Annotated in this window: 16 protein-coding genes; 8 read left to right on the forward strand and 8 right to left on the reverse strand. The window is 67.5% G+C overall.

Features of this window, described 5'->3' with window-relative positions:
* Positions 1 to 4 precede the first annotated feature (4 nt).
* The 5 genes from EV647_RS27860 to EV647_RS27880 are packed head-to-tail and all read right to left on the reverse strand — an operon-like array spanning position 5 to position 5646.
* Positions 5 to 829, reverse strand: coding sequence for a carbohydrate ABC transporter permease (locus EV647_RS27860; RefSeq protein ID WP_134007933.1), 825 nt, complete (start codon positions 827 to 829; stop codon positions 5 to 7).
* The gene (locus EV647_RS27865) at positions 819 to 1757 is read right to left on the reverse strand and encodes a carbohydrate ABC transporter permease (protein ID WP_134007935.1); all 939 of its coding nucleotides are present in this window, start codon (positions 1755 to 1757) and stop codon (positions 819 to 821) included. The genes EV647_RS27860 and EV647_RS27865 overlap by 11 nt, the downstream gene beginning before the upstream one ends.
* Positions 1754 to 3007, reverse strand: a complete 1254-nt coding sequence (locus EV647_RS27870; RefSeq protein ID WP_134007937.1) for a sugar ABC transporter substrate-binding protein — start codon at positions 3005 to 3007, stop codon at positions 1754 to 1756. Before EV647_RS27870 ends, EV647_RS27865 begins: the two co-directional genes overlap by 4 nt.
* Positions 3008 to 3021: 14 nt before the next feature.
* Complete coding sequence (locus tag EV647_RS27875; RefSeq protein WP_134007939.1) at positions 3022 to 4617, reverse strand: FAD-dependent oxidoreductase; 1596 nt, start codon at positions 4615 to 4617, stop codon at positions 3022 to 3024.
* The gene (locus EV647_RS27880; protein ID WP_134007941.1) at positions 4618 to 5646 is read right to left on the reverse strand and encodes a LacI family DNA-binding transcriptional regulator; all 1029 of its coding nucleotides are present in this window, start codon (positions 5644 to 5646) and stop codon (positions 4618 to 4620) included.
* A gap of 172 nt (positions 5647 to 5818) precedes the next feature.
* Here EV647_RS27880 and EV647_RS27885 point away from each other — a divergent pair, with 172 nt between their 5' ends.
* Genes EV647_RS27885 through EV647_RS27895 form a run of 3 tightly spaced genes read left to right on the forward strand, consistent with a single transcriptional unit; the run spans position 5819 to position 10817 of the window.
* A complete protein-coding gene (locus EV647_RS27885) occupies positions 5819 to 7954 on the forward strand; it encodes a glycosyl hydrolase family 28-related protein (protein ID WP_134007943.1) in 2136 nt (711 codons plus the stop codon).
* The gene (locus EV647_RS27890; RefSeq protein WP_134007945.1) at positions 7951 to 8898 is read left to right on the forward strand and encodes a glycoside hydrolase family 26 protein; all 948 of its coding nucleotides are present in this window, start codon (positions 7951 to 7953) and stop codon (positions 8896 to 8898) included. Before EV647_RS27885 ends, EV647_RS27890 begins: the two co-directional genes overlap by 4 nt.
* Positions 8899 to 8942: 44 nt before the next feature.
* Positions 8943 to 10817: a hypothetical protein gene (locus EV647_RS27895; protein ID WP_134007947.1), complete on the forward strand. Its 1875-nt coding sequence runs from the start codon at positions 8943 to 8945 to the stop codon at positions 10815 to 10817.
* On the opposite strand, the gene EV647_RS27900 is transcribed toward EV647_RS27895, so the two are convergent.
* On the reverse strand, positions 10818 to 12566 hold the full coding sequence (locus EV647_RS27900; RefSeq protein WP_134007949.1) for a hypothetical protein: 1749 nt from the start codon (positions 12564 to 12566) through the stop codon (positions 10818 to 10820).
* A 213-nt stretch (positions 12567 to 12779) separates the two neighbouring features.
* Here EV647_RS27900 and EV647_RS27905 point away from each other — a divergent pair, with 213 nt between their 5' ends.
* From EV647_RS27905 to EV647_RS27925, 5 genes are read left to right on the forward strand one after another with little or no spacing between them, the layout of a single operon-like run.
* Positions 12780 to 13703 carry a carbohydrate ABC transporter permease gene (locus EV647_RS27905; RefSeq protein ID WP_134007951.1) on the forward strand — a complete coding sequence of 308 codons (924 nt, stop codon included), beginning with the start codon at positions 12780 to 12782 and terminating at the stop codon, positions 13701 to 13703.
* Positions 13693 to 14577: a carbohydrate ABC transporter permease gene (locus EV647_RS27910; protein ID WP_134007953.1), complete on the forward strand. Its 885-nt coding sequence runs from the start codon at positions 13693 to 13695 to the stop codon at positions 14575 to 14577. The genes EV647_RS27905 and EV647_RS27910 overlap by 11 nt, the downstream gene beginning before the upstream one ends.
* Before the next feature lie 19 nt (positions 14578 to 14596).
* On the forward strand, positions 14597 to 15925 hold the full coding sequence (locus tag EV647_RS27915; RefSeq protein WP_166680450.1) for an ABC transporter substrate-binding protein: 1329 nt from the start codon (positions 14597 to 14599) through the stop codon (positions 15923 to 15925).
* A 40-nt stretch (positions 15926 to 15965) separates the two neighbouring features.
* Positions 15966 to 17063: a Gfo/Idh/MocA family protein gene (locus EV647_RS27920; RefSeq protein ID WP_238177429.1), complete on the forward strand. Its 1098-nt coding sequence runs from the start codon at positions 15966 to 15968 to the stop codon at positions 17061 to 17063.
* On the forward strand, positions 17063 to 17974 hold the full coding sequence (locus EV647_RS27925; protein WP_134007957.1) for a PmoA family protein: 912 nt from the start codon (positions 17063 to 17065) through the stop codon (positions 17972 to 17974). Before EV647_RS27920 ends, EV647_RS27925 begins: the two co-directional genes overlap by 1 nt.
* A 116-nt stretch (positions 17975 to 18090) precedes the next feature.
* On the opposite strand, the gene EV647_RS27930 is transcribed toward EV647_RS27925, so the two are convergent.
* Together EV647_RS27930 and EV647_RS27935 are read right to left on the reverse strand one after the other, a co-directional pair.
* The gene (locus EV647_RS27930; RefSeq protein ID WP_134007959.1) at positions 18091 to 19488 is read right to left on the reverse strand and encodes a HAMP domain-containing sensor histidine kinase; all 1398 of its coding nucleotides are present in this window, start codon (positions 19486 to 19488) and stop codon (positions 18091 to 18093) included.
* 64 nt (positions 19489 to 19552) lie between these two features.
* The gene (locus tag EV647_RS27935) at positions 19553 to 20473 is read right to left on the reverse strand and encodes a phosphotransferase enzyme family protein (protein ID WP_134007961.1); all 921 of its coding nucleotides are present in this window, start codon (positions 20471 to 20473) and stop codon (positions 19553 to 19555) included.
* Positions 20474 to 20602 lie beyond the last annotated feature (129 nt).

The following is a 20602-nucleotide window of genomic DNA, read 5'->3' on the forward strand; positions in this document are numbered from 1 at the left end:
TCGCTCAGCCCTTCAAACCGGTCTGGGCGAGGCCTTCGACGAATTGGCGTTGGGCCAGGATGAAGATGATGAGGACGGGGAGGGCGGACAGCGTTGCGGCGGCGAGTTGGGTGTTCCACATGGGGCCGCCGTACGCGTCGACGTACTGGGTGAGGGCCTGGGGCACGGTGAACTTCTGCTTCGAGGAGAGGAACACGATCGGCTCGAGGTAGAGGTTCCAGCTGTGCAGGAAGGTGAAGATCGACACCGCACCGATCGCCGGCCGCGCCAGCGGAAGGCACACGCGCCAGAAGAGGCCGAAGCGGCCCAGCCCGTCGACCCTCCCGGCTTCCTCGAGCTCGGTGGGCAGCGTGATGAAGAACTGCCGCATGATGAACGTCGCCAGCACGCTCGGCGCACCGAGCATCGGGATCAGGATCAGCGGCCAATGCGTGTCCACCAGCCCGAACGCGTCGAACATCCGGTACAGCGGGATGATCGTCACCTCGTTCGGCACCAGCAGCCCGCTGAGTACGACGACGAACACAACCCCGGCACCGCGGAACTTCACTCGCGCGAAGGCATACCCGGCCAGCGCCGACACCGCCAGAGTCCCGATGGTGACGACCAAAGCGATGTAAAGGTTGTTCAGGTACTGCCGGCCGAACGGCTGCAACTCGAAGACCTGGCGATAGGCGTCCAACGTCGGCGATCCCGGCAGCAGCGACGGCGGGAACGCGAAGATCTCGGCCACCGGCTTCAGCGACGTCGTCGCCATCCACCAGATCGGGAACACGAACGGCACACAGCACACCAGCAGTACGCCGTAGATCAGCAGCTTAAGCCTCATGGAACACCCACCTACGACGCATCCGCCACTGGACCGCCGTCAGCACCAGGACGATGAAGAACAGCAGCAGCGACAGCGCCGAGCCGTACCCGAAGTGATGGAACTGGAACGCCTGCTGGTACAGGTAGTAGACGAGCACGGTCGTCGACGTCTCAGGTCCGCCTTGGGTCAGTACGGCGATCTGCGCGAAGACCTGCAGCGACCCGACGATGGTCAGGATCATCGTCAGCAGGATCGTCGGACTGATGAGTGGCACGGTCACCCGACGGAACCGGGCCCACGCCGACGCGCCGTCGATCCGGGCCGCCTCGTAGAGCTCGGCCGGAACGCCTTGCAGCGCGGCCAGGAACAGCACCATGTTGAGGCCGACGTTCTTGAACAGCTGGACCACGATCACCGACGCCATCGCCGTACCGCCGGATCGCAGCCAGTTCGGCCCGTCGATCCCGAGCACGTTCAGGAACCCGTTCACGCCGCCGTTGTCCTGCAGTAAGAACCCCCACACGATCGTCCAGGCGACGAGCGTCACCACGACCGGCGAGAAGAACAGTGTCCGGAAAACGACTGTGCCGCGGAGCTTCTGATTCAGCAGCACGGCGAGGAACAGCGCCAGGCTGAGGTTCAGCACCACCAGCCCGAACGAGAACAGACCTGTTGCCCTGAGCACCGGACCCAGTCGTTGGTCGTCGGCCAGCGCCGCGTAGTTGTCGCCGCCGACGAACTCGAACGTCCCGCCCAGCACGTTCCACTCGTGCACGCTGTACCAGACCACGAGCCCGAGCGGAACGATGACGAAGGCAACAATCCCGGCAAGCTGCGGAAGCACCATCAGCCATCCGGCCAAGGTGTCCCGCCGCCGCGTCGTCCAGTACGGCGCGCGCTCGGCCGGCGCCCGGGGTGGCGCCGGTTTGTCGAGGAGCAAGGTCATTTCGCCAGCAGGGGGTTGATTTTCGAGCAGACGCCGGACATCACCGTTTTCACGTCGGCGTCCGGCTTCCACAGCGGGTCGAGGGCGGCGCGGACGGTCTGCTGCAACTCGGCGTACCCGGTATGGCTGGTCTTGATGTCGCCGCGCTGGATGCCGTCGATGACGACACTCTGCAGCTGGGCCGGCTTGAGCAACGGGTTGGCCTTGGCGAGCGTCGCGGCGTTCAGTTGCGACTTGCGCGGCGGCGGGAAGAACTGCGCGAGCTTGGCCGAGTTCTCCGCGTTGCTGAAGTACGCCAGGAACTGCTTGGCCGCGTCGGCGTGCTTGCCGCGCTTGAAGACACCGATCCCGGCCTGACCGACGACGGAGTACTCGCCGGACGGGCCCTTGGGCAGCGGCACCAGGTCCCACTTGAACTTGGACTTCTCCAGCAGCGCCGCGCGGCTGATCTGCGTCAGGATCATCGCCGAGTCACCGGCGTAGAAGTCCTTCGTCACGCCCGGTCCCGGCATCCCCTTGTCGGTGAAGATCAGCTTGTGGATGAAGGTCATCGCGTCGACCATCTCGGGCTGGTCGAAGCCGCAGGTCTTCCCGTCCTCGCTCCACGGCCGTGCGCCCCAGCCGGACCAGATCGAGTTCAGCGTGTCCCAGCCCTTGTAGTCGAAGTCACCGACCACGAGCCCGCCCTTCCCCCGGGCCTGTACGGCGGAGGCGGTCTTGGCGGCCTCCTCCCAGGTCCAGGTCCCGGACGCGATCTGCTGGGCCGGAGCCGGCCGCCCCGCCGCTTTCACCAGGTCGGTGTTCACGAACACACCCAGCGGCGAGGTGGAGAACGGGTACGCGTAGAGCTTGCCGTCCTTCTCCCAGTTGGCCGTCGTGCTCGGCACGAGATCGGCGTCCTTGTCGATCGGCTCGAGCGCGCCCGAGCTGACGAAGTCCGGTGCGGTGCTCTCCAGGATCCACGCCAGGTCGGGCACGTTGCCGCCGCCGATCTGCGTGGTCAGCGTGGTCGTGTAACTGTCGAACGGGATCGACTCGAAGGTGATCTTGCCGATCTCGGGATGGTCCTTCTTGTAATCGGCGGCGATCTGGTCGAACAACGCCAGATGCTTGGCGTTGGCGCTCCAGATCGTCATCCGCAGGTCCACCGGACCCGAGGAGCCGGAGCCGCCGTCGGACGAGCCGCCGCAGCCCGCGAGGGCCAGCAGAGCGGCGGCCACACCGGCCGCTGTCAGGGAACGGAGTTTCATCGGTCAGTCCTCCATCAGTAGCCAGTGACGCTTGGCCAAGCGAGTTCGATGCCCTGGGCAACCAGGTGGTCCTGGAACTCGGCGAGCAGAGCGGGGGTGTTGCGGACTGCACGTGGGGCGGTGCCGCGGTCGAGGCAGAACGCCGCGAGTGCGCCGGCGGACTCGCCGATGTTCCATTCGACGGGATGCAGCCGGTAGCAGCCGTTGGTGATGTGCGTGGTGCCGAGGTTCTTGTTCGCCGGCAGCAGGTTCTCCACCCGCTGCGGGATCAGCGCGCCGAGCGGGATGCGGAACGGACTGCTGGCCACGTCGATGTAGTTGTCGCCACCGGTCGAGGGATGCAGGTCGATCCGGTACATGCCGATGCCGACGCTGTCGTCGTACTCGACCGCCCCGTGCTCACCGCGCACGGCAACGGAGAGGTCCTGCTCGACGATGGTGTACTCGGCCTTGATCCGACGGGATTCGCGAATGTACGGCGCCTGGGCCAGACCGTCCGCGGAGCCGACGAGGTCGCCCCGCAGCCGCAGCCCGGAGAAGCCGGTGCCGCCGTCGGGTCGCGGCGCTTCGGTCTGCAGCCAGTACAGAACGGATTGAGACAGTTCGCGAGCCGCCGCAAGATGCTTCGCCGCGTCCGGTACGTCGATGACCGGGCCCTCGAAGTAGTCGATCATCGGCCAGTTCACCAGGCAGATGTCGCTCTCGTACGCGCCCGGAACGAAGTGCCGGCGGGCCGCGATCCGGCGGAACGTCCACAGGTTCGTGTCGCCGCCCGTCCGTCGCTGGTCCGCGACCACCGCGAGCGGGTCGTCGTCGGGATTGGGAGTGAACGTGCGCCGCGAGCTCTCCAGCGTCCGTGGGTTGGGCGCGGTCCAGGACAGCAGCCGATCGCCCCAGAACGACGGCTGGTAGTTCCGCCAGAACGCGTAGTTCGCCGGCTTGTCCCCGACCTGGTCCCCGTCCACGTGATCGACCGCGAAGCAGTACGACACCGCCTGCATGTTCAGCGGCTGCGCCTCGGCCGGGGCGCTAGGCTCGCCGGTCTCGGCCTGCGCCTCGAATCCGGTCACGTACTCGGTCCCGGTCAACGGCAGCAGCTCACCCGTCTCGGTCGCATCCAGGATGTACGGCGCGGTGAGCGTCAACCGTTCCTCGGAGTCGCGCTGCTGCACGGTGACCGCGGTGACCCGATCGCCGTCGGTGTCGGCGGCCACGGGCCGGTACGGCTGCAGCACCTGGAGCCTGCGACTGGCTCGGTACGGGGCAAGCATGGCCTCGATGACGGCGAGCGCGACGCGAGGCTCGTGACAGAGCTTGGACACGTACCCGGCACCTGGATTGAGGTTGGCCGCGGCCCGCGACGCCGCGGTCAGCGGGTAGTGGCGGCGGTAGTAGTCACGGATCCCGTTGCGCAGCGTCCGGTACGACGCCGTGACGCCGAACTGTTCGACCCAGGTGTGCTCGTCCGGCGGGACGGCCTGGCTGGTCAGCTGTCCGCCGAGCCAGTCGAACTCCTCGGTCAGGATCACCGAGCGACCGGCACGTAGCGCGGCGAGAGCCGCGGCGACGCCGCCGAGTCCGCCGCCGATCACAAGTACATCGGTATGCATTCAGGCACCTTTGGGTGGAGTGAGTGTGATTCCATCGGTCAGGTCGCAGGGGAGCAGCAGTTGCCGCTCGGCGGAGGTTCCGCTGAGGACCGCCTCCAGCAGCTCGACCGCGCGCACGCCCATGGCTCGCCGCGGGACGTGGAAGCCCGTGAAGTCGAGATCGCTGGCAACAGGCCGCGTCGAGTCACCGAGCGCGATCACGGACAGGTCGCCCGGTACGTCGACTCCGCGCTCGGCCGCCGCGGCGTACAACGCGATCGCGTCGGCCCGCTCCTCGACGAACGCCGCGGTGATGCGCCGCTGCAGAAGATCGTCGAGCACCTCGCCGGGCGAACGATCGAGCGTCGGCACGTGCGGTGCACGCGGTCCCGCGGCCTCGCGGAAGCCCCGGAGCCGGTCGGCCGACGACTCGGCGCCGACGCCCAGCCCGACGAAGGCGAACCGCCGGTGACCGAGGTCCCGCGCCCGTTCCGCGACTGTGCGCGTGGCGGTGCTGTAGTCGGCGCCGACGTACGGCACCGGGGCGCCGGCGTCGTCGCGGCGGCCGACCGAGACGAACGGGTAGTCCTCGGCGATCAACCGAGCCAGCTCGTCGGAAGGGATCTCGCGCCCGAGCAGCAGGCAGCCGTCGGCGATCCGGAGCCGGTTGTTCTCGTGGAAGATCCGCCGATGCCCGTCGGTCACCGGAGCGCTGGTGAACAGCAACAGGTCCCATCCGAGGCGCTCGGCGCGGTCCTCGATCCCGGCCAGGAACGGGTGGTAGAAGTCGCCGCTCGCACTCGGGAACACCGACTCGTAGGTGAAGACGCCGAGGATCTGGTTGCGCTGGTTCGTCATCCGGCGGGCCAGCGGATCGGCCTGGTAGCCGGTCTCGCGGATCACCTTGAGCACGCGGTCCCGGGTCTCGGCCGGGATCCGCGCGATCGCGTCGCTGCGGTTGTTCAGCACCAGCGACACCGTCGTCTGGCTGACCTTGGCCAGCCGCGCGATGTCGCGTTGGGTGAGTCGGGTGGTCGCCTTGTCCGGCATCGATCGATCCTTCACGGTAATACGGATTGCCGGGGACATTAGAACAGTCACCGGACTGTCGTCAAGGGCTCGGTTCGGCTGCTAATCCGGATTACTAAAGCCGAGGTCTTGACCAAGGTCGGTCGGGCGCAGAAAACTCGCCGCAGTTCCGATCGTTGCGAGGAGAGCGTTCATGCTGAGTCGCCGCCACTTCACCGGCCTGGCTGCCGCCGCCGTCGCCGTGCCGTTCGTCAAAGTCGGCATCCAGCCGGCGGCCGCCCATCCGGAGGCCCTCGGGTTCGGGTCGGCGTACGACGCCTGCCCGCCGGATCCGACCGGGGTCGTGCTCGGTTCACCGGGCTTCGAGGTCGGCGCGGACGCGACGCAAGCACTGCAGGCGGCGGTCGACGAGGCGTCCCGCCGGGGCATCGCGAACAAGCTCGGCGACATCCTCGGAGGTGCCCGCGACTTCCCACTCGGCGACGGGGGCGGCTTGGTGTTCGTGCCGCCCGGGACCTACAACCTGTCGGCGCCGATCGACGTCCACGACTCGGTGCGGATCATCGGGTTCGGCCGCCGGCGTCCGCGATTCGTGCTCGCGCCGAACAGTCCCGGGTATGCCGGTTCCGTGCCGCGTGATGTCTTCTCGTTCCGGCGTCGCCCTGTCGGGGGTCCTGTCAGCTACGCGAACAACGACACCTTCGGCTCCGGTCTGATCAACGTGGACATCGCGATCGGTCCGGGCAATCCGCAGGCGATCGCGGTCCGGTTCGGCGGCGCGCAACTGTGCCTGCTGCAGGATCTCGACCTGGACGTGGGCGACGGCTGGGCCGGCATCGACCACAACGCGAACCTGATCCAGCGGGTCCGCGTCCGTGGCGGCGCGGTCGGCCTCAATGCGTACGCCGCCTCGGCCGGGTGGCCGACCACGGTGCTGGACTGTCGCTTCACCGGTCAACGGGAGACCGCGGTCCGTGCGAACAACGACGCCAAGCTGGTGCTCGTCCGCACTGTCCTGGCCGGCACGCCGCGTGGCGTCGAGTGTGTCCCCGCCCAGTTCCTGCATCTGTACCTGCACGGGTGTGTTCTCGAAGACGTTGCCGAGGGCATCGTCATGAACGACAGCGACCAGTTGCCCGGGGCCACCGATCCGCGGATCCGCAACAGCAACCAGCTCAACCTGGTCGACAGCGTCGTACGCCGCACTCCGACCGTCCTCACGCTTGCGCAGAGCGGTCGCCGTACGTCGGCCCGCGACGGCGGCATCGACCTCAGCTACGGCCTGCGGATCACCGATGGACTGTCGGTGCGCGAGGCTCGCGCCGACGGTGTGGTGATGGTGCAGGGTGCTCCCGACCGCGACGTACTGACGACCGATGTGCCTGAGTTGCCGAGCGTCTCCACCTGGGTCAGCGTCGCCGACGTGGCTGTCCGGATGGGGCGGACCATCGGCACGGGCGGTGACGATCTTCCCGTCTTCCAAGCAGCTGTGGATCGGCACGAAAACGTTTTCGTGCCGATCGGCGAGTACGTGCTCGCCGGGACGCTTCGCCTCCGCCAGAACACGAACCTGATCGGTCTGCATCCTCGCCAGACCTGGCTGCGCACCCCGGACGGCACGCCGTACTTCGGAGATCCGGACCGTCCGCGGGCCCTGGTCGAGACGCCGTTCGGCGGACGGAACATCGTCCACGGGCTCGGTCTCGACACGGCTCGGAACACGCCCGGCGCGGTGAACATCAGTTGGCGATCGGGACGCGGGTCGTACCTCGCCGACCTCGCCACTCAGTTCGTGAAGTGGCACCCGAACGACGTACCTGGCGGCGAACCCGGCTACACGTACAGGGGGAAGCACAAGTACGGCATCTGGGTTCGCGGTGGCGGGGGAGTGCTGTCGAACATCTGGAGCTCGAACGGCTGGGCCGACAACGGGTTACTCGTCGAGTACTCGTCCGTGCCGACCTCGGCGTACGAGCTCTCGATCGAGCACCACCAGCATCGCGAGGTGGTCCTCCGTCAGGTCTCCGGTTGGCAGTTCTTCGGCCTGCAGACCGAGGACCACATCTACGGCTGGCAGTCACAGGCCGTCGAACTCGACCGCTGCCACCATCTGCTGTTCGGAAACTCCGTCCTCTTCCGCGTGGCCACGGTCCTCGGTCCCTACCCGTACGGCGTCGGTCTCCGCGACTGCCACGACATCGTTTTCCGCGGCACCCGCGGTTACCGCGACAAGACCCCCGAGCTCACCCAGTGGGGCGCCGCGGTCGCCGACGTCCGATCGCGGCGCGTTGTGCCGGAGCCGGAGTTCACCGTACTGGAGATCCGATGATGCGCCGGGTGGCAGCGCTGCTGGCGGCGGGTCTGGTGATCTCCTCGCTGTCGGCAGCGCCTGCCGTGGCTGAGGCCTGTGGAGCGGCCGACGATCTGATCCCGGCACAGGGGGCGCACTTCGGGGCGTTCGCCGACGAGGATCTCGACGGTGTGTCCGAGCCGGCGGCTCTGGAGGCCAAGCTCAGCCACAAACTGGGCATCAACCACAACTTCCAGCACGCCGGCATCGAGGAGGAGCCGATTCCGGGCGACATCGCGGCCGGGCGGATTCCGATGATCTCCTACGCCGCAGGCACCGAGGAGGTGCTGCGCGCGAAGTGGACCAACGGCACACTCGCAGCCGATGCCGTCGAGGAGGCGGACGCGCTGGCCGCCTTCTGCGTACCGATCTTCTTCCGCTACAGCTGGGAGTTCGAGCTTCGCTACACCGACACCGAGCTGTTCAAGAAGGCCTGGAAGCTGTTCCGCGACATCTTCGCCGAGCGGGCGCCGAACGTCGCCTTCGTCTGGAACCCCACGTGGCGCGCGTTCATCGACACCGAGAGCGGGCTGGCCGACGAGTTCTGGCCGGGTGCCGAGTACGTCGACTGGGTGGCGGCCGACGGTTACTCCCGTCCGAGAACCGACAAGCCGGCGTACAACTACCGGTCCTTCGAGTCGATGTTCGGCCCGGCGTACGACTTCGCGGTCAGGTATCAGAAACCCTTCATGGTCGGCGAGACCGGCGTCCATCGCGACGAGACGGACCTGACCCGCCAGGCCGGTTACCTGGACGCTGCCCGCACGAAGATCAAGACCTCCTATCCCGATCTCAAGGCCTTCCTCTACTTCCACATGGACGGCGACCTGTCCGACAACCACTGGCGCGTGGACCTGCCCGCCGGCAATCCCGGCCTCACCGCGCTACGCGGCTTCTCCTTCGATCCGTACTTCAACCCGTGAGCGCCGTTCTCACCATCCGCTGAAACTAGTTCAGGAGTTCAGTTATGCACGTCAAACGTCGTACCGTCCTGTTCGGCGCCGCAGCAGCCGCGGGTGCCGGGCTTGCGCCCGGGATGATGTCGGCGCCGGCTCGTGCCGCCGGCCTTCCACTGGTGGCGAACCTGCCGGCCGGAGCACCTGATCGACGGCTGTTCGCGCCCGGGGAACAGCGGTTCGCGGGGTACCTGGTGATCCTCGCGCCGATGACGAACGACATCGTCACCAGTGACATCGAGGGCGGGGACCCGTACGGCTTCATGGGCGGCGGTTGGTGGCGGACGCCGTCGCAGCCGTTCAACTCGCGGGTTCAGGAACACGTTTTCACGCTCAGCTGGTTCTATGCGAACAAGCGCGCATGGAACCCGTACTACCGCGACACCGCTCTGCTCGGCCGACTCGACGCAGCGTTGCAGCACTACCTGGCGCTGCAGAATCCAGACGGCTCGTGGCCCGAGTACTCCCCGGGCGAGCGCGGCAAAGCGTCCAGCGGTTTCGGCATCGGCTACCTCGCCAAGACGCTGGCGAACCTTCGCCAGGCCAATGCGTTGCCGAGCCGGAGGGCCCAGCTGGAAGGCGTCCTCCGCAAGGGAGTCGACTGGTATCTGGACCCGGGCAACTCGGTCGTCTGGGACGAGCCGTTCAAGTACACGAATCAGGCCGTCGCCGGTGTCGCGGGCTCGGCGCTCACCCTCCGCCTGCTGCCCGACCAGGCCCGCTGGACCAAGCTGCAGGATCGCATCCGCTTCGTCGCGAAATGGGCGCAGAGCCCGGCCGGATTCTTCTACGATCCGCGCGGGATGGACATCAACTACAACTTCGAGGTCATGCTCCCGGAGATGGCCGAGCTCTACCTGCAGACCAAGAACCCGCTGCTGGTCTCGATGACGCGCAAGTTCTCCGACTGGTTCGGCTACAACCTGCTCCGCGAACCGGACGGCTCCGGCTGGCTGACGTACTACGCCGTCTCCGATCGGACCTCGGTCGCGTTCTACGACGACGTCATCCCGGATCCGGACCGGAGCATCCTCGGATCACACTTCGTCCCCGCCGTACCGGACTTCGGAGCCTTCTTCACGGCCCGCGAGGACAAGGCGGCGACCCGGCAGGCATGGGCCGCCGACCCCGCTCCGGTGCCTGCGCTCGCCAAGCAGGACACGTCGCCGCGCATCATCGCGCACGCGCCGTACGGCGAGACGCTGCCGACCCGGAGTGCCAAGCGTGCCGCGATCGCGAACCTCCCGTACCTGCGCCGCGACGACTTCACCGAGCGGCGCCACGACGACTACGGCAACCAGGACTACCTCTACGTACGCCGTCCCGGCCTGTACCTCGGCGCCTTCTTCGGCGAGCGGCAGGGCAGCGCGGTCAAGGCCGGGACCGGATTCCTCTGGCACCCGACGGCCGGTACCGTGATCCACGCGCAGCAGACCGCGACCGGCTGCTGGGGCACGGTCCGTGACGGCAAGGCCGATGCCGAGAGCAACCTGATCGCGGAGTACCCGTCGAAGGATCGCGTCCGCTACCGCACGCCCGACGGCTCGGTGTCGACCGAGCTCGTGATCGGCTCGCATTCGATCAGCCGCCGGGTGACCGCGACGAGTGCCGCGACGGAGCAGGTCCCGCTGGTGCTCCAACCGGGCGACGAGGTGGTCTTCTCGGACGGGACAGTCGTGCCGTACGGCGAGACGCGGACAGCCACTGACGACAGCATCGTGATCCGTCGTGGCCAGGCCACGATCACGATCACCTGGTCCGGACGGCGTACGGCGACGCTCAACACCTCGTCGCGAACGTATCTGCGCGACCAGCGGCGGCGGGTCCACGTACTCCGGATTCCGCACGACGGCTCGCTCGAAACCGTCGTGCGGACAGCCGGGTAGTCAGGAGGTGCGCAGCCTCAAGACCTGGCGCCCCGGCGTACGGCCCGTCAGGTAGACGCGGAGGCCGTCCGGGGTGAGGCTGCCACCCAGATAGGTGTAGCGCTCGCCCGGGTCCATGGCGACCCGGGCGGCGCCGTTCCCCGGCCCGAACTCGATCCGTTCCGCGCCGACCGTGTAGGTCCCGGTCCCGGACGCCAGTTGGTAGTTGCCCGCAGCATCCAATGCGTCGACGCCGGAAAGCGTTCCGCCGGCGCGGAAACACAGCTCGATCGCGTACGCCGTTTCGTCGCCGGCGAACTCGAACGCCAGGTCGTAGCCGCCGCCGACCTCGGTCACCGTCACCTCGGTCGTCAGCGTCCGGTACTGCATCGGCCGGTGCCCGAAATCCATCGCCGCGTAGAAGCGGCCGTCCGGAGTGAGCGCGTACTGGCCGTCTGACCGGCGGTAGCGCTTGGGGAGCGGCAGGTGGTACGGAACCTTGACCTCTTGGGACAGACGGAACGAGTTCTCTCCAAGCCTGCGAAGCCCATTGCTGCGGAAGTGCCCGGTGCTGAAGAACTGCGGCGACAGGCGAACCGAGTCGAGGATCGCCGCACCGTTGCGGAGCTTGAAGAAGGTCGGGTTCGTGGAGAGGCCAGACGAGATCACCGGGAGGTCATGGAAGTCGGTGCCGCCGAACACCGTCGCGGTTCGAGCCTCCCGCCGGATCCGGACCGAGGCCTGCGACGGGTAGTGCTGCACGAAGTTCGTCGGAGCCGGTGCTGCCGTCGGAAGGACAGCCGACAGCTCGGGCCGCTCCAGCACCTCCGCCAGGAAATCGCCGAGCTCGCCCGTGCCGCGCGCCTCGATGCTCTTGGCAATGGTCGTGAACCGTCCGTCGTGCGTGTGCAGTGCCAGCTCGCGGAACTGCGTCAGGTACCACCAGACCTCGCGCACGCCCTTCTGGTCCTGCCGCCGGGACGCGGTCGTGTCGACCTCGCCGTTCGGTTCCAGCAAGTACAGCGTCACGTCGAGGTTCCGCCGCACGTAATCCAGCAGTGCCGGCTTGTCGCGCAGCCACGCGATCGTCAGCAGGCACGGGTTCGTGACCTCGGCGGCGTACGTCGAACTCCGCTCGCTGTAGATCCCGTCAGGGGTCGCGTCGATGCCCTCGTCGAGCCAGTCGTCGATCCGCGCCGCGTACCGCCGGTCCGGGAACAGGTGGTTCGCCCGAGCCAGCGCCGCGGACACCTCCCACCGGTGGTTCGGCGTGTGTACGCCGCCATTCGCCAACGCCGGCCCGGCCTTCTTGATCACCGAGGCCAGCGTCGCGCGCATCGAAACGGTTTCCGTAGCGGCGTCCGCGTCGAGCAGCGCGTACAGCATGCAGACGTCCTGGATCGCGAACGCGCTGTCCGGCGGCGAGTGCAGGTTGCCGACGTCGTACAGGCCGTCCTCGTGCTGGCGTGCGGCGAGCTGGTCGACCAGCCAGCCGAGAGGTCCGAGGAGCGTGGCGTCGTGGTGGTACGACGACCTTCCCCAGACGTAGCCGGAAACCAGCCGGCGGGCCTTGCGGGCCACGGTCCGGACACTGTCGGAAACGTTCTGAAAGTTGCCAAGCACAAGCGGAATCTGTTTCCGGTTCGCTTCGGTCAGCAGGGTCAGGAAGTCCTCGTCCACAGCTGCCACCTCAGCACGAGCCGCGGTCGGATGCAGCGCGCCGAGCGCAACAGTGGTCAGCGAACCGGTGAGAAACGTACGTCGCAGCATCGGGATCTCCCGTCGGTAAACGGTTGCCAAATGCTCAGAACTGTCGCGGTGGAACTTTGTCCTGTCAATACCTCGCAGCCGGTCCGGATCCGGTCGTTTCCTACATCGATGAACCCTTGCGGGAACCGGTTTCTTGTACTAGTTTGACCGGCCAAGGCAAGCGCTTTCCGAGCGTTGGGGGTGCCGGCCGACGGCCATGGAAGAGAGGTGACCATGAGTGCGCTGGGCGAGCTGGGCAGTCTTCGCGGGAAGAAACCGGTAGGTCAGAAGAAGGACAACCTCGCGGGATATCTCTTCCTGGCGCCGTGGTTGCTGGGGCTGTTCCTGATCACGATCGGGCCGATGGCGGCCTCGCTGTACCTGTCCTTCACGGACTACAACCTGGTCCAGGCGCCGAAGTGGATCGGCCTGGAGAACTTCAGCCGGATGCTGTCCGACGAGCGGCTGCACAACTCGCTCCGGGTGACGTTCACCTACGTGTTCGTCTCGGTGCCGCTGCAGCTGACCATCGCGCTGCTGCTGGCCGTCGTGCTCGACCGTGGTGTCCGTGGCATGGCCTTCTACCGCTCGGTGTTCTACCTGCCGTCGCTGCTCGGCTCGAGTGTCGCGATCGCGATCCTCTGGCGGCAGGTGTTCGGCACCACGGGCCTGCTCAACCAGGTCCTCGACGTGATCGGCATCCACGGCAAGGGCTGGATCTCCGACCCGAGCACGGCGCTCGGCACCCTCGTCGTACTGAACGTCTGGACGTTCGGGTCGCCGATGGTGATCTTCCTGGCCGGACTCAGACAGATCCCCACGATGTACTACGAGGCGGCGTCGGTCGACGGCGCCGGCGTACTGCGGCGGTTCGTCAGCATTACGCTGCCGCTGCTGACGCCGATCATCTTCTTCAACCTGGTGCTGCAGATCATCCACGCGTTCCAGTCGTTCACCCAGGCGTTCGTCGTCTCCGGGGGCAGCGGCGGACCGTCGGACTCGACGATGTTCTTCACGCTGTACCTCTACGACCGGGGCTTCGGGAACTTCGACATGGGCTACGCCTCCGCGATGGCGTGGTTCCTGCTCGTGATCATCGGGGTCTTCACCGCCGCGAACTTCTTCGCCTCGAAGTACTGGGTGTTCTATGACGACTGAAACGCTCCGCACCACAGTCACCGCCGGGCGTACCGGCGTCATCACCTGGGCGAGGATCCGGCCGCTGGTGATTCACGTGCTGCTGGCCGGGTCGGCGCTGGTGATGCTGTACCCGGTGATCTGGATGGTGGTCAGCTCGCTGCGACCGGGCAACGAGATCTTCCGCGATCCCGGGATCCTGGTGAAGGACCTGCGGATCGAGAACTACCGGGTCGGCTGGCATGCGCTGACCGAGCCGTTCACCCGCTACCTGCTGAACTCCGCGGTCGTGGTGCTCGGCTCGATCATCGGCAACCTGGTGTCCTGCTCGATGGCGGCGTACGCGTTCGCCCGGCTGGAGTTCAGGGGCAAGAAGTTCTGGTTCGCGATCATGCTGCTGAGCATCATGCTGCCGATCCACGTGGTGATCGTGCCGCAGTACATCCTGTTCTCGAACCTGGGCTGGATCAACACGGTGCTTCCGCTGATCGTGCCGAAGCTGCTCGCGACGGACGCGTTCTTCGTGTTCCTGATGGTGCAGTTCATCCGCGGTATCCCGCGCGAGCTGGACGAGGCCGCCCGGATCGACGGCTGCGGCAAGGCCTCGATCTTCCTCCGGATCATCCTCCCGCTGATGGTGCCGGCGCTGGCCACCACGACGATCTTCACGTTCATCTGGACCTGGAACGACTTCTTCAGCCAGCTGATCTACCTGACCGACCCGCACATGTACACCGTCCCGGTCGCACTGCGGTCGTTCGTCGACGCCACGTCGGAATCGTCGTGGGGGTCGATGTTCGCGATGTCGGTCGTTTCCCTGGTCCCGGTCTTCCTCGCATTCCTGGTCGGCCAGCGATTCCTGATCAAGGGCATCGCGACCACCGGTATCAAGTAACCCCTGAAAGGTGCACATCATGAGGCCGCACATCCCACGCACCGCGGGCCGCCGCCTGCGCGCCCTGGCCGCCATGGCGGTCGCCACCACCTTGCTGGCCGCGAGCGCCTGTGGCGGTGACTCCGGCGGTGGCGGATCGTCCGCCGGCGGCGGCGGCGACGTCACGCTCCGATTCACCTGGTGGGGTGGCGATACCCGCACGAAGCTGACCCAGCAGGCGATCGACGCGTTCCAGAAGGACCACCCGAACATCAAGATCAAGGGTGAGTTCGGCGAGTGGTCCGGGTACTGGGACAAGCTCGCCACCAAGGTCGCGGCGAACGACGCCCCGGACATCATCCAGATGGACGAGAAGTACCTGCGCGAGTACGCCGACCGCGGCGCGCTGCAGGACCTGAAGAAGTCCGAGGGCCTCGACACCGGCAAGTTCGAGGACGACACGCTCAAGGCCGGTGAGTTCGACGGCGGTCTGTACGGCCTGAACGCCGGCATCAACTCGTTCGCGATCGTGGCCAACCCGGCGCTGTTCAAAGCAGCCGGTGTCGCCATGCCCGACGACACCACCTGGACCTGGGACGACTACACCCGGATCGCTGCCGAGCTCACCACCAAGCTGAACGGCAAGGCGTTCGGCACCGGTGCACCCGGCACGAACGAGGCCGCGCTGAACCTGTGGGCCCGCCAGCACGGCGAGTCGCTGTGGACCCAGGACGGCAAGGTCGGCGTCTCGCCGGAGCAGGTGACGGCGTTCTACCAGCAGGTGCTGAAGATGAGGGACGCGAAGGCCATCCCCTCGGCGGAGGCCATCTCGCAGGACATGAACGCCGCACTCGACCAGTCCGCGATGGCCACCGGCAAGCTGGCGATGAACTGGATGTGGAGCAACCAGCTGAACGCGATGAGCAAGGCGGCCGGCACGGAGCTCAAGTTGCTCCGCGTCCCGAGCGTCGAAGGCAAGGCCAGCGCGAACGGCTCGTACTACAAGGGATCCATGTTCTGGTCGATCTCGTCGCGGAGCAAGCACCAGAAGGAAGCGGTCGAGTTCGTCAACTTCCTCGCCAACAACCCCGCCGCCGGCAACATCCTGCTGGCCGAGCGGGGCGTGCCGCCGAACACCGAGATCCGCTCCGCGGTGACACCGAAGCTGCAGCCGGCCGACGCCGCGTCCGCCAAGTTCATCCAGGACATCGGCAAGGAACTCGGCGACCCGTCGCCGGCGCCGCCGGTCGGTGGCGGTCAGGTGGAGAAGATCATCCAGCGGTACACGACCGAGGTACTGTTCGGCCGGCAGACGCCGGACGCGGCCGCCAAGGCCTTCCTGGACGAGGTCAACGGGGAGCTCAAATAGTGTTGCTGACGGCAACTGATTGTCGATGACGGTGGCCCGCGTGGCCGTGGTGGGAATCCACGGCCACGGAGCCTCCCACGTACGCAACGTCGCCCGGCTGGCGGAGGCCGGCCGGGCCGAGCTGGTCGCGGTCGCCGATCCGCAAGGCGGCGGCGACCTGCCCGCGAGCGTCCAGGTCTTCGGCGGCCTGGACAAGTTGCTCGCGGCAACCGAGGTCGACGTGGTGGTGATCTGTACGCCGATCCAGACCCACGTCCCGCTGGCGGAGCTGGCGATGCGCGCGGGCGCCGACGTACTGCTGGAGAAGCCGCCGACGGCGTCGATGGCCGAGTTCGAGCAGTTGTCCGCGGTGGTGGCCGAGACCGGGCGGGCGTGTCAGGTGGGCTTCCAGGCGCAGGCGTCGGAGGCCACGCTGAAGCTGGCGGCGATGGTCGCCGCAGGGCAGCTCGGCGAGATCCGGGGCATCAGCGCGGTGGGGAAGTGGGTGCGCAAGGCCCGGTACTTCCAGCGTGCGCGATGGTCCGGCAAACGGCGGCTCGACGGTGTCGATGTCGTCGACGGCGCGGTCACCAACCCGCTCGCCCACGCGACCGCGGCGGCTCTGCTGCTGGACGGTTCGACCGGTGTGGACGACGTACGGTCGATCGAGACCGAGCTGTACCGCGCGAACCCGATCGAGTCCGACGACACCTCCGCGGTGCGGATCACGACCAGCCGCGGTACGCCGATCCTGATCGCGGTGACGTTGTGCGCCGTCGACCATCTCGAGGCGACCGTGATCGTGCACGGGTCGGAGGGGCGCGCGGTCCTGACGTACCAGTCGGACCTGATCGGTGACACGAAGTACGGCAGAGCTGATCTCTTGGAGAACCTGCTCGCGCATCGGGCGGATCCGTCGGTCCCGCTGTACGTGCCGCTGGAGGCGACGGGCGGGTTCACCCGCGTGGTCGAGGCAGTGCGGACGGCGCCGGACCCGGTGGCGATCCCGCCCGAGCTGGTGCGCTGGGAAGGCGAAGGACTGGAGCGCCGGCCGATCGTCCTCGACGTCGAGGACTGGATCGACCGGGCCTCGGACGAGCTGGCGCTGTTCAGCGAGATCGGGGCGCCCTGGACGAAACCAGTGGAACGGGAGAGCTGATGATCCAGAACCTCGGCTGCAACCACGCGGTCGGCCGGTCGATCCAGGTCACGGCGGGCGGCGGCGAGCTGTTCACCTATGTGTACAAGGCGGACGACCCGCAGTACGAGTCGCCGCGACCGTACTTCCACCCGATCCGGACGCTGACCGGCGACCTGGTCAGCGTGTACCGCCCCTGGGACCACCTGTGGCACAAGGGCATGTCCTGGTCGTTGCCGCACTTCGGGCACGACAATTTCTGGGGTGGCCCGACGTACACGAAGGAGAACGGGTACAAGCCGCTCGGCAACAACGGCTCGCAGGACCACGACCGGGTCGACGCGCTGGACGTGTCCGACGACGAGGTCCGGTTCGCGCATCACCTGTCCTGGCACACGCAGGGCGGTCAGCATGTCGTCGACGAGGCCCGCACGATCACCGTGCGGCTCGCAGACGATGGATGGGTGCTGGTCTATGAGACCGCGATGACGAACGTCTCCGGCGAACTCATCCAGATCGGCAGCCCGACTACGGCGGGACGGCCGAATGCGGGGTACGGCGGGTTGTTCTGGCGTGGGCCGCGGTCCTTCACGAACGGGACGATCCTCGCGCCGCAGGGCAAGGGCAGGGACGAGTTGCGCGGGCAGCGCGCACCGTGGATGGGCTTCACCGCCCGCCAGGACGAGACCGACACCGCGTCGACCGTCATCGTCGCCGACGCCGCCGACAACGTCCGCCACCCACCCGAGTGGTTCGTCCGCTCGGAGGACTTCGCCGCGGTCTGCCCCGCCCCGTTCTTCACCGAAGAACTCCCCTTCCCCGCCAACGACACCCTCCGCCTCCGGTACGCCGTACTCGTCGCCGACGGCCTCACCGACGACAACCGCGCCAAGTCCCTAGCAGCCCAAGCCCAAAAAGCCCTAGCCACCTAAGCAGCCCCGCCATCCCATCCGCTAACCCGCCACCGGCGCCCCGCTACCCGCCAGCCCGCCAAGCAAATTGATGGGTGAGCCAGGCAAATTGGTGGGCCAGCCAGGCAAATGGCGACTCAGCGGGGGAGGGTGAGGGTGAAGGTGGTGTTGCCGGGGGTTGAGGTGAGGGTGAGGGTGCCTTGGTGGGCTTGGGTTATGGATTGGGCCAGGGAGAGGCCCAGGCCGGCGCCGCCGGTGGAGCGGTTGCGGGCGGTGTCGGCTCGGGCGAAGCGCTGGAAGACGTTGGGGAGCAGGTCGGCGGGGATGCCGGGGCCGTCGTCGTGGATGGTGAGCAGGGCGGAGCGGTCGCTGCTGGTGGCGGCGACGGTGACCGTGGTGCCGGGCGGGGTGTGCCGGCGCGCGTTGGTGAGCAGGTTGGCGACGACCTGATGCAGGCGCTGCTCGTCGCCGATCACGATGATCGGTTCGGCCGGCAGGTCGAGCTCCCAATGGTGGCTGGGGGCAATGATTTGCGCGTCGGTGACCGCGTCGAGGGCGAGCCGGGACAGGTCGACCGGGCGGCTGTCGAGCGGCCGGCCGGCGTCCAGCCGGGCGAGGAGCAGGAGGTCCTCGACCAGTGACGCCATCCGGGTGGTCTCGACCATCACCTTGCCCATCGCGTGCGTGAACAGTTCGGGATCGCCCTGGTGCAGGCTCAGCTGGGCATACCCGTGGATCGTGGTCAGCGGCGTACGCAGCTCGTGCGAGGCGTCCGCGACGAACTGCCGGACCTGCTGCTCGCTGCGATGCCGCGCGTCGAGGGCGTTCTCCATGTGACCGAGCAGCGTGTTCAGCGCGACGGCGACCTGGCCGACCTCGGTCCGTTGGTCCGTGAGCTGGTCCGGCACCCGTGCGGTCATCCCGATCTCGCCGGTGTCGAGCGGCAGGCCGGCCACCTCGCGAGCGGTCTGCGCGACGCGGCGCAGCGGCCGCAGTTGACGCCGTACGACGAACACCGCGACGCCGCCCGCGGTGAGTACCCCGATCCCGCCGAACAGCGCCTCCCACCCGATCAGACTGTTGATCGTGTTCTGGATGTCCTTGGTCGGGAGCCCGGTGATCACGGTGAACTGTCCGACGCTCGTCGCGTGCACGCGGTACTCGCCGAGGTCCGGGAGATCGACCGTCTTGTTCTGGCCGTCGGCCAGATCGTCGAGTACGTCGACCGCCTGGTCGGACAGCTCGCTGAGCTTGCCGTCGGCGGTGATCACGTCGCCGACGGAGGCGGAAGATCCCGTGTAGACCGTCACCGTGCCGGCGTCCTGTCCGTGCGGTGCGTCCGGCGGCGGGCCGCCGTTCTTGAGCGCACCGATCGCGCGGTCTTGTGTGGCGGCGACCTTTCCGTCCAGTTGCCTGGTCAGGTACGAGCCGATCGCGGCGGTCGTCAGCACGCCGATCACGAGACTCACCACCGCGACCAGCACCACCATCGCCGCCGCGACCCGCACACTCAACGAACGTGCCGCGACCTTCATGCACCCAGGATGTGCGGCCGGCCCTGTGAGTTGCTTCGTGTTTCCTGGGACGTTCCTGTGAGCGTCAGAGAAGTACGGCGGCCGCCGCGCGCAGCCCGTCGAGCTCGGCCGCGGCCCAGCCCTCGTCCCGCGACTCGGCGCCGCGCCAGCGCGGCTTGTCGACGAGGTGGAAGTACAGGTTGAAGATGCTGCCGGCGACCTGCAGGTACGGGATCGCCGCCTCGTCCTCGGGCGTGATCGGCCGGCGCGCGGCGTACCCGGCCTTGAAAGCGTCCCAGTGCGGTGTCGTCGCGACGCCGCCGAAATCCGCTGCCAACGGCCCGACCGCGGCGAGATCGAAATCGAGCAGCAGAAGTCCCTGCTCGGTCAACAAAACATTGTCCATCGTGACGTCGCCGTGGCAGGTTCCTGCCTTTGAGTACTGCGCGAGGTTGTTCCGTACAGCACCCGCAAGAGACCGGAGCAGGTTTTCCTCCGTGTCGTCCACGGCGAGGATTTCTTCGAGCGGCCGGTCGAGCCGGTGAACGAGATCGGCCGGCGGCCGATGGTACGGCGACGTGTAGTTGTCGGCGGCATCGTGAAATGCGGCGAGTTGCCGGCCGAAGTCGGCGTACACCTCGTCGGTGAACGGCGGTCGCGGCTTGGTGCCCTCGACGTACCCGAGCAGGGTGAACGGCCGCGGACCCTCGGGGGTCTCGAGGAGTCCGACGGTCTCCCCGTCGGGCAGCGGAACGACCGGTGGGGCGAGTACGCCGGATGCGCGCAGATGCTCCGAAAGCCCTGTCTCCCAACGGATTTCGTCCGGTCCGCGGCCGCCGTACCGATAGAGCTTGAGGACGTACCGCGCGGTCCCGGTGGCCAGCTCGTAGACGTCGTTCACCAGCGAACGGAGCAGGGTGCAACTGGTGAAGCCGAGGCGGTAACGCGTGCCGAGCTCCGCGGCCAGGGCCTTGGGCTCGGGGAGTGAGCGGAGCGTCGGGATCATGGAGCCGACCCTACGAATCTCGGATCCGACCCCACAACGCGTTTGAATTGACAGGTTAGAACCGGGGCCGGAGCGGGGAGGTTCGAGACGTTTCCGGATTCGCCTCCCCGTTCGGGGCCGGAAACCGGT

It is taken from the genome of Kribbella sp. VKM Ac-2566, assembly GCF_004366005.1.
Classification (GTDB): domain Bacteria; phylum Actinomycetota; class Actinomycetes; order Propionibacteriales; family Kribbellaceae; genus Kribbella; species Kribbella pratensis.

What these genes read in the sequence shown, in the direction of transcription:
- EV647_RS27860 (WP_134007933.1), bottom strand. Translation starts at nt 829, where the DNA reads ATGAGGCTTAAGCTGCTGATCTACGGCGTACTGCTGGTGTGCTGTGTG.
- EV647_RS27865 (WP_134007935.1), bottom strand. Translation starts at nt 1,757, where the DNA reads ATGACCTTGCTCCTCGACAAACCGGCGCCACCCCGGGCGCCGGCCGAG.
- EV647_RS27870 (WP_134007937.1), bottom strand. Translation starts at nt 3,007, where the DNA reads ATGAAACTCCGTTCCCTGACAGCGGCCGGTGTGGCCGCCGCTCTGCTG.
- EV647_RS27875 (WP_134007939.1), bottom strand. Translation starts at nt 4,617, where the DNA reads ATGCATACCGATGTACTTGTGATCGGCGGCGGACTCGGCGGCGTCGCC.
- EV647_RS27880 (WP_134007941.1), bottom strand. Translation starts at nt 5,646, where the DNA reads ATGCCGGACAAGGCGACCACCCGACTCACCCAACGCGACATCGCGCGG.
- EV647_RS27885 (WP_134007943.1), top strand. Translation starts at nt 5,819, where the DNA reads ATGCTGAGTCGCCGCCACTTCACCGGCCTGGCTGCCGCCGCCGTCGCC.
- EV647_RS27890 (WP_134007945.1), top strand. Translation starts at nt 7,951, where the DNA reads ATGATGCGCCGGGTGGCAGCGCTGCTGGCGGCGGGTCTGGTGATCTCC.
- EV647_RS27895 (WP_134007947.1), top strand. Translation starts at nt 8,943, where the DNA reads ATGCACGTCAAACGTCGTACCGTCCTGTTCGGCGCCGCAGCAGCCGCG.
- EV647_RS27900 (WP_134007949.1), bottom strand. Translation starts at nt 12,566, where the DNA reads ATGCTGCGACGTACGTTTCTCACCGGTTCGCTGACCACTGTTGCGCTC.
- EV647_RS27905 (WP_134007951.1), top strand. Translation starts at nt 12,780, where the DNA reads ATGAGTGCGCTGGGCGAGCTGGGCAGTCTTCGCGGGAAGAAACCGGTA.
- EV647_RS27910 (WP_134007953.1), top strand. Translation starts at nt 13,693, where the DNA reads ATGACGACTGAAACGCTCCGCACCACAGTCACCGCCGGGCGTACCGGC.
- EV647_RS27915 (WP_166680450.1), top strand. Translation starts at nt 14,597, where the DNA reads ATGAGGCCGCACATCCCACGCACCGCGGGCCGCCGCCTGCGCGCCCTG.
- EV647_RS27925 (WP_134007957.1), top strand. Translation starts at nt 17,063, where the DNA reads ATGATCCAGAACCTCGGCTGCAACCACGCGGTCGGCCGGTCGATCCAG.
- EV647_RS27930 (WP_134007959.1), bottom strand. Translation starts at nt 19,488, where the DNA reads ATGAAGGTCGCGGCACGTTCGTTGAGTGTGCGGGTCGCGGCGGCGATG.
- EV647_RS27935 (WP_134007961.1), bottom strand. Translation starts at nt 20,473, where the DNA reads ATGATCCCGACGCTCCGCTCACTCCCCGAGCCCAAGGCCCTGGCCGCG.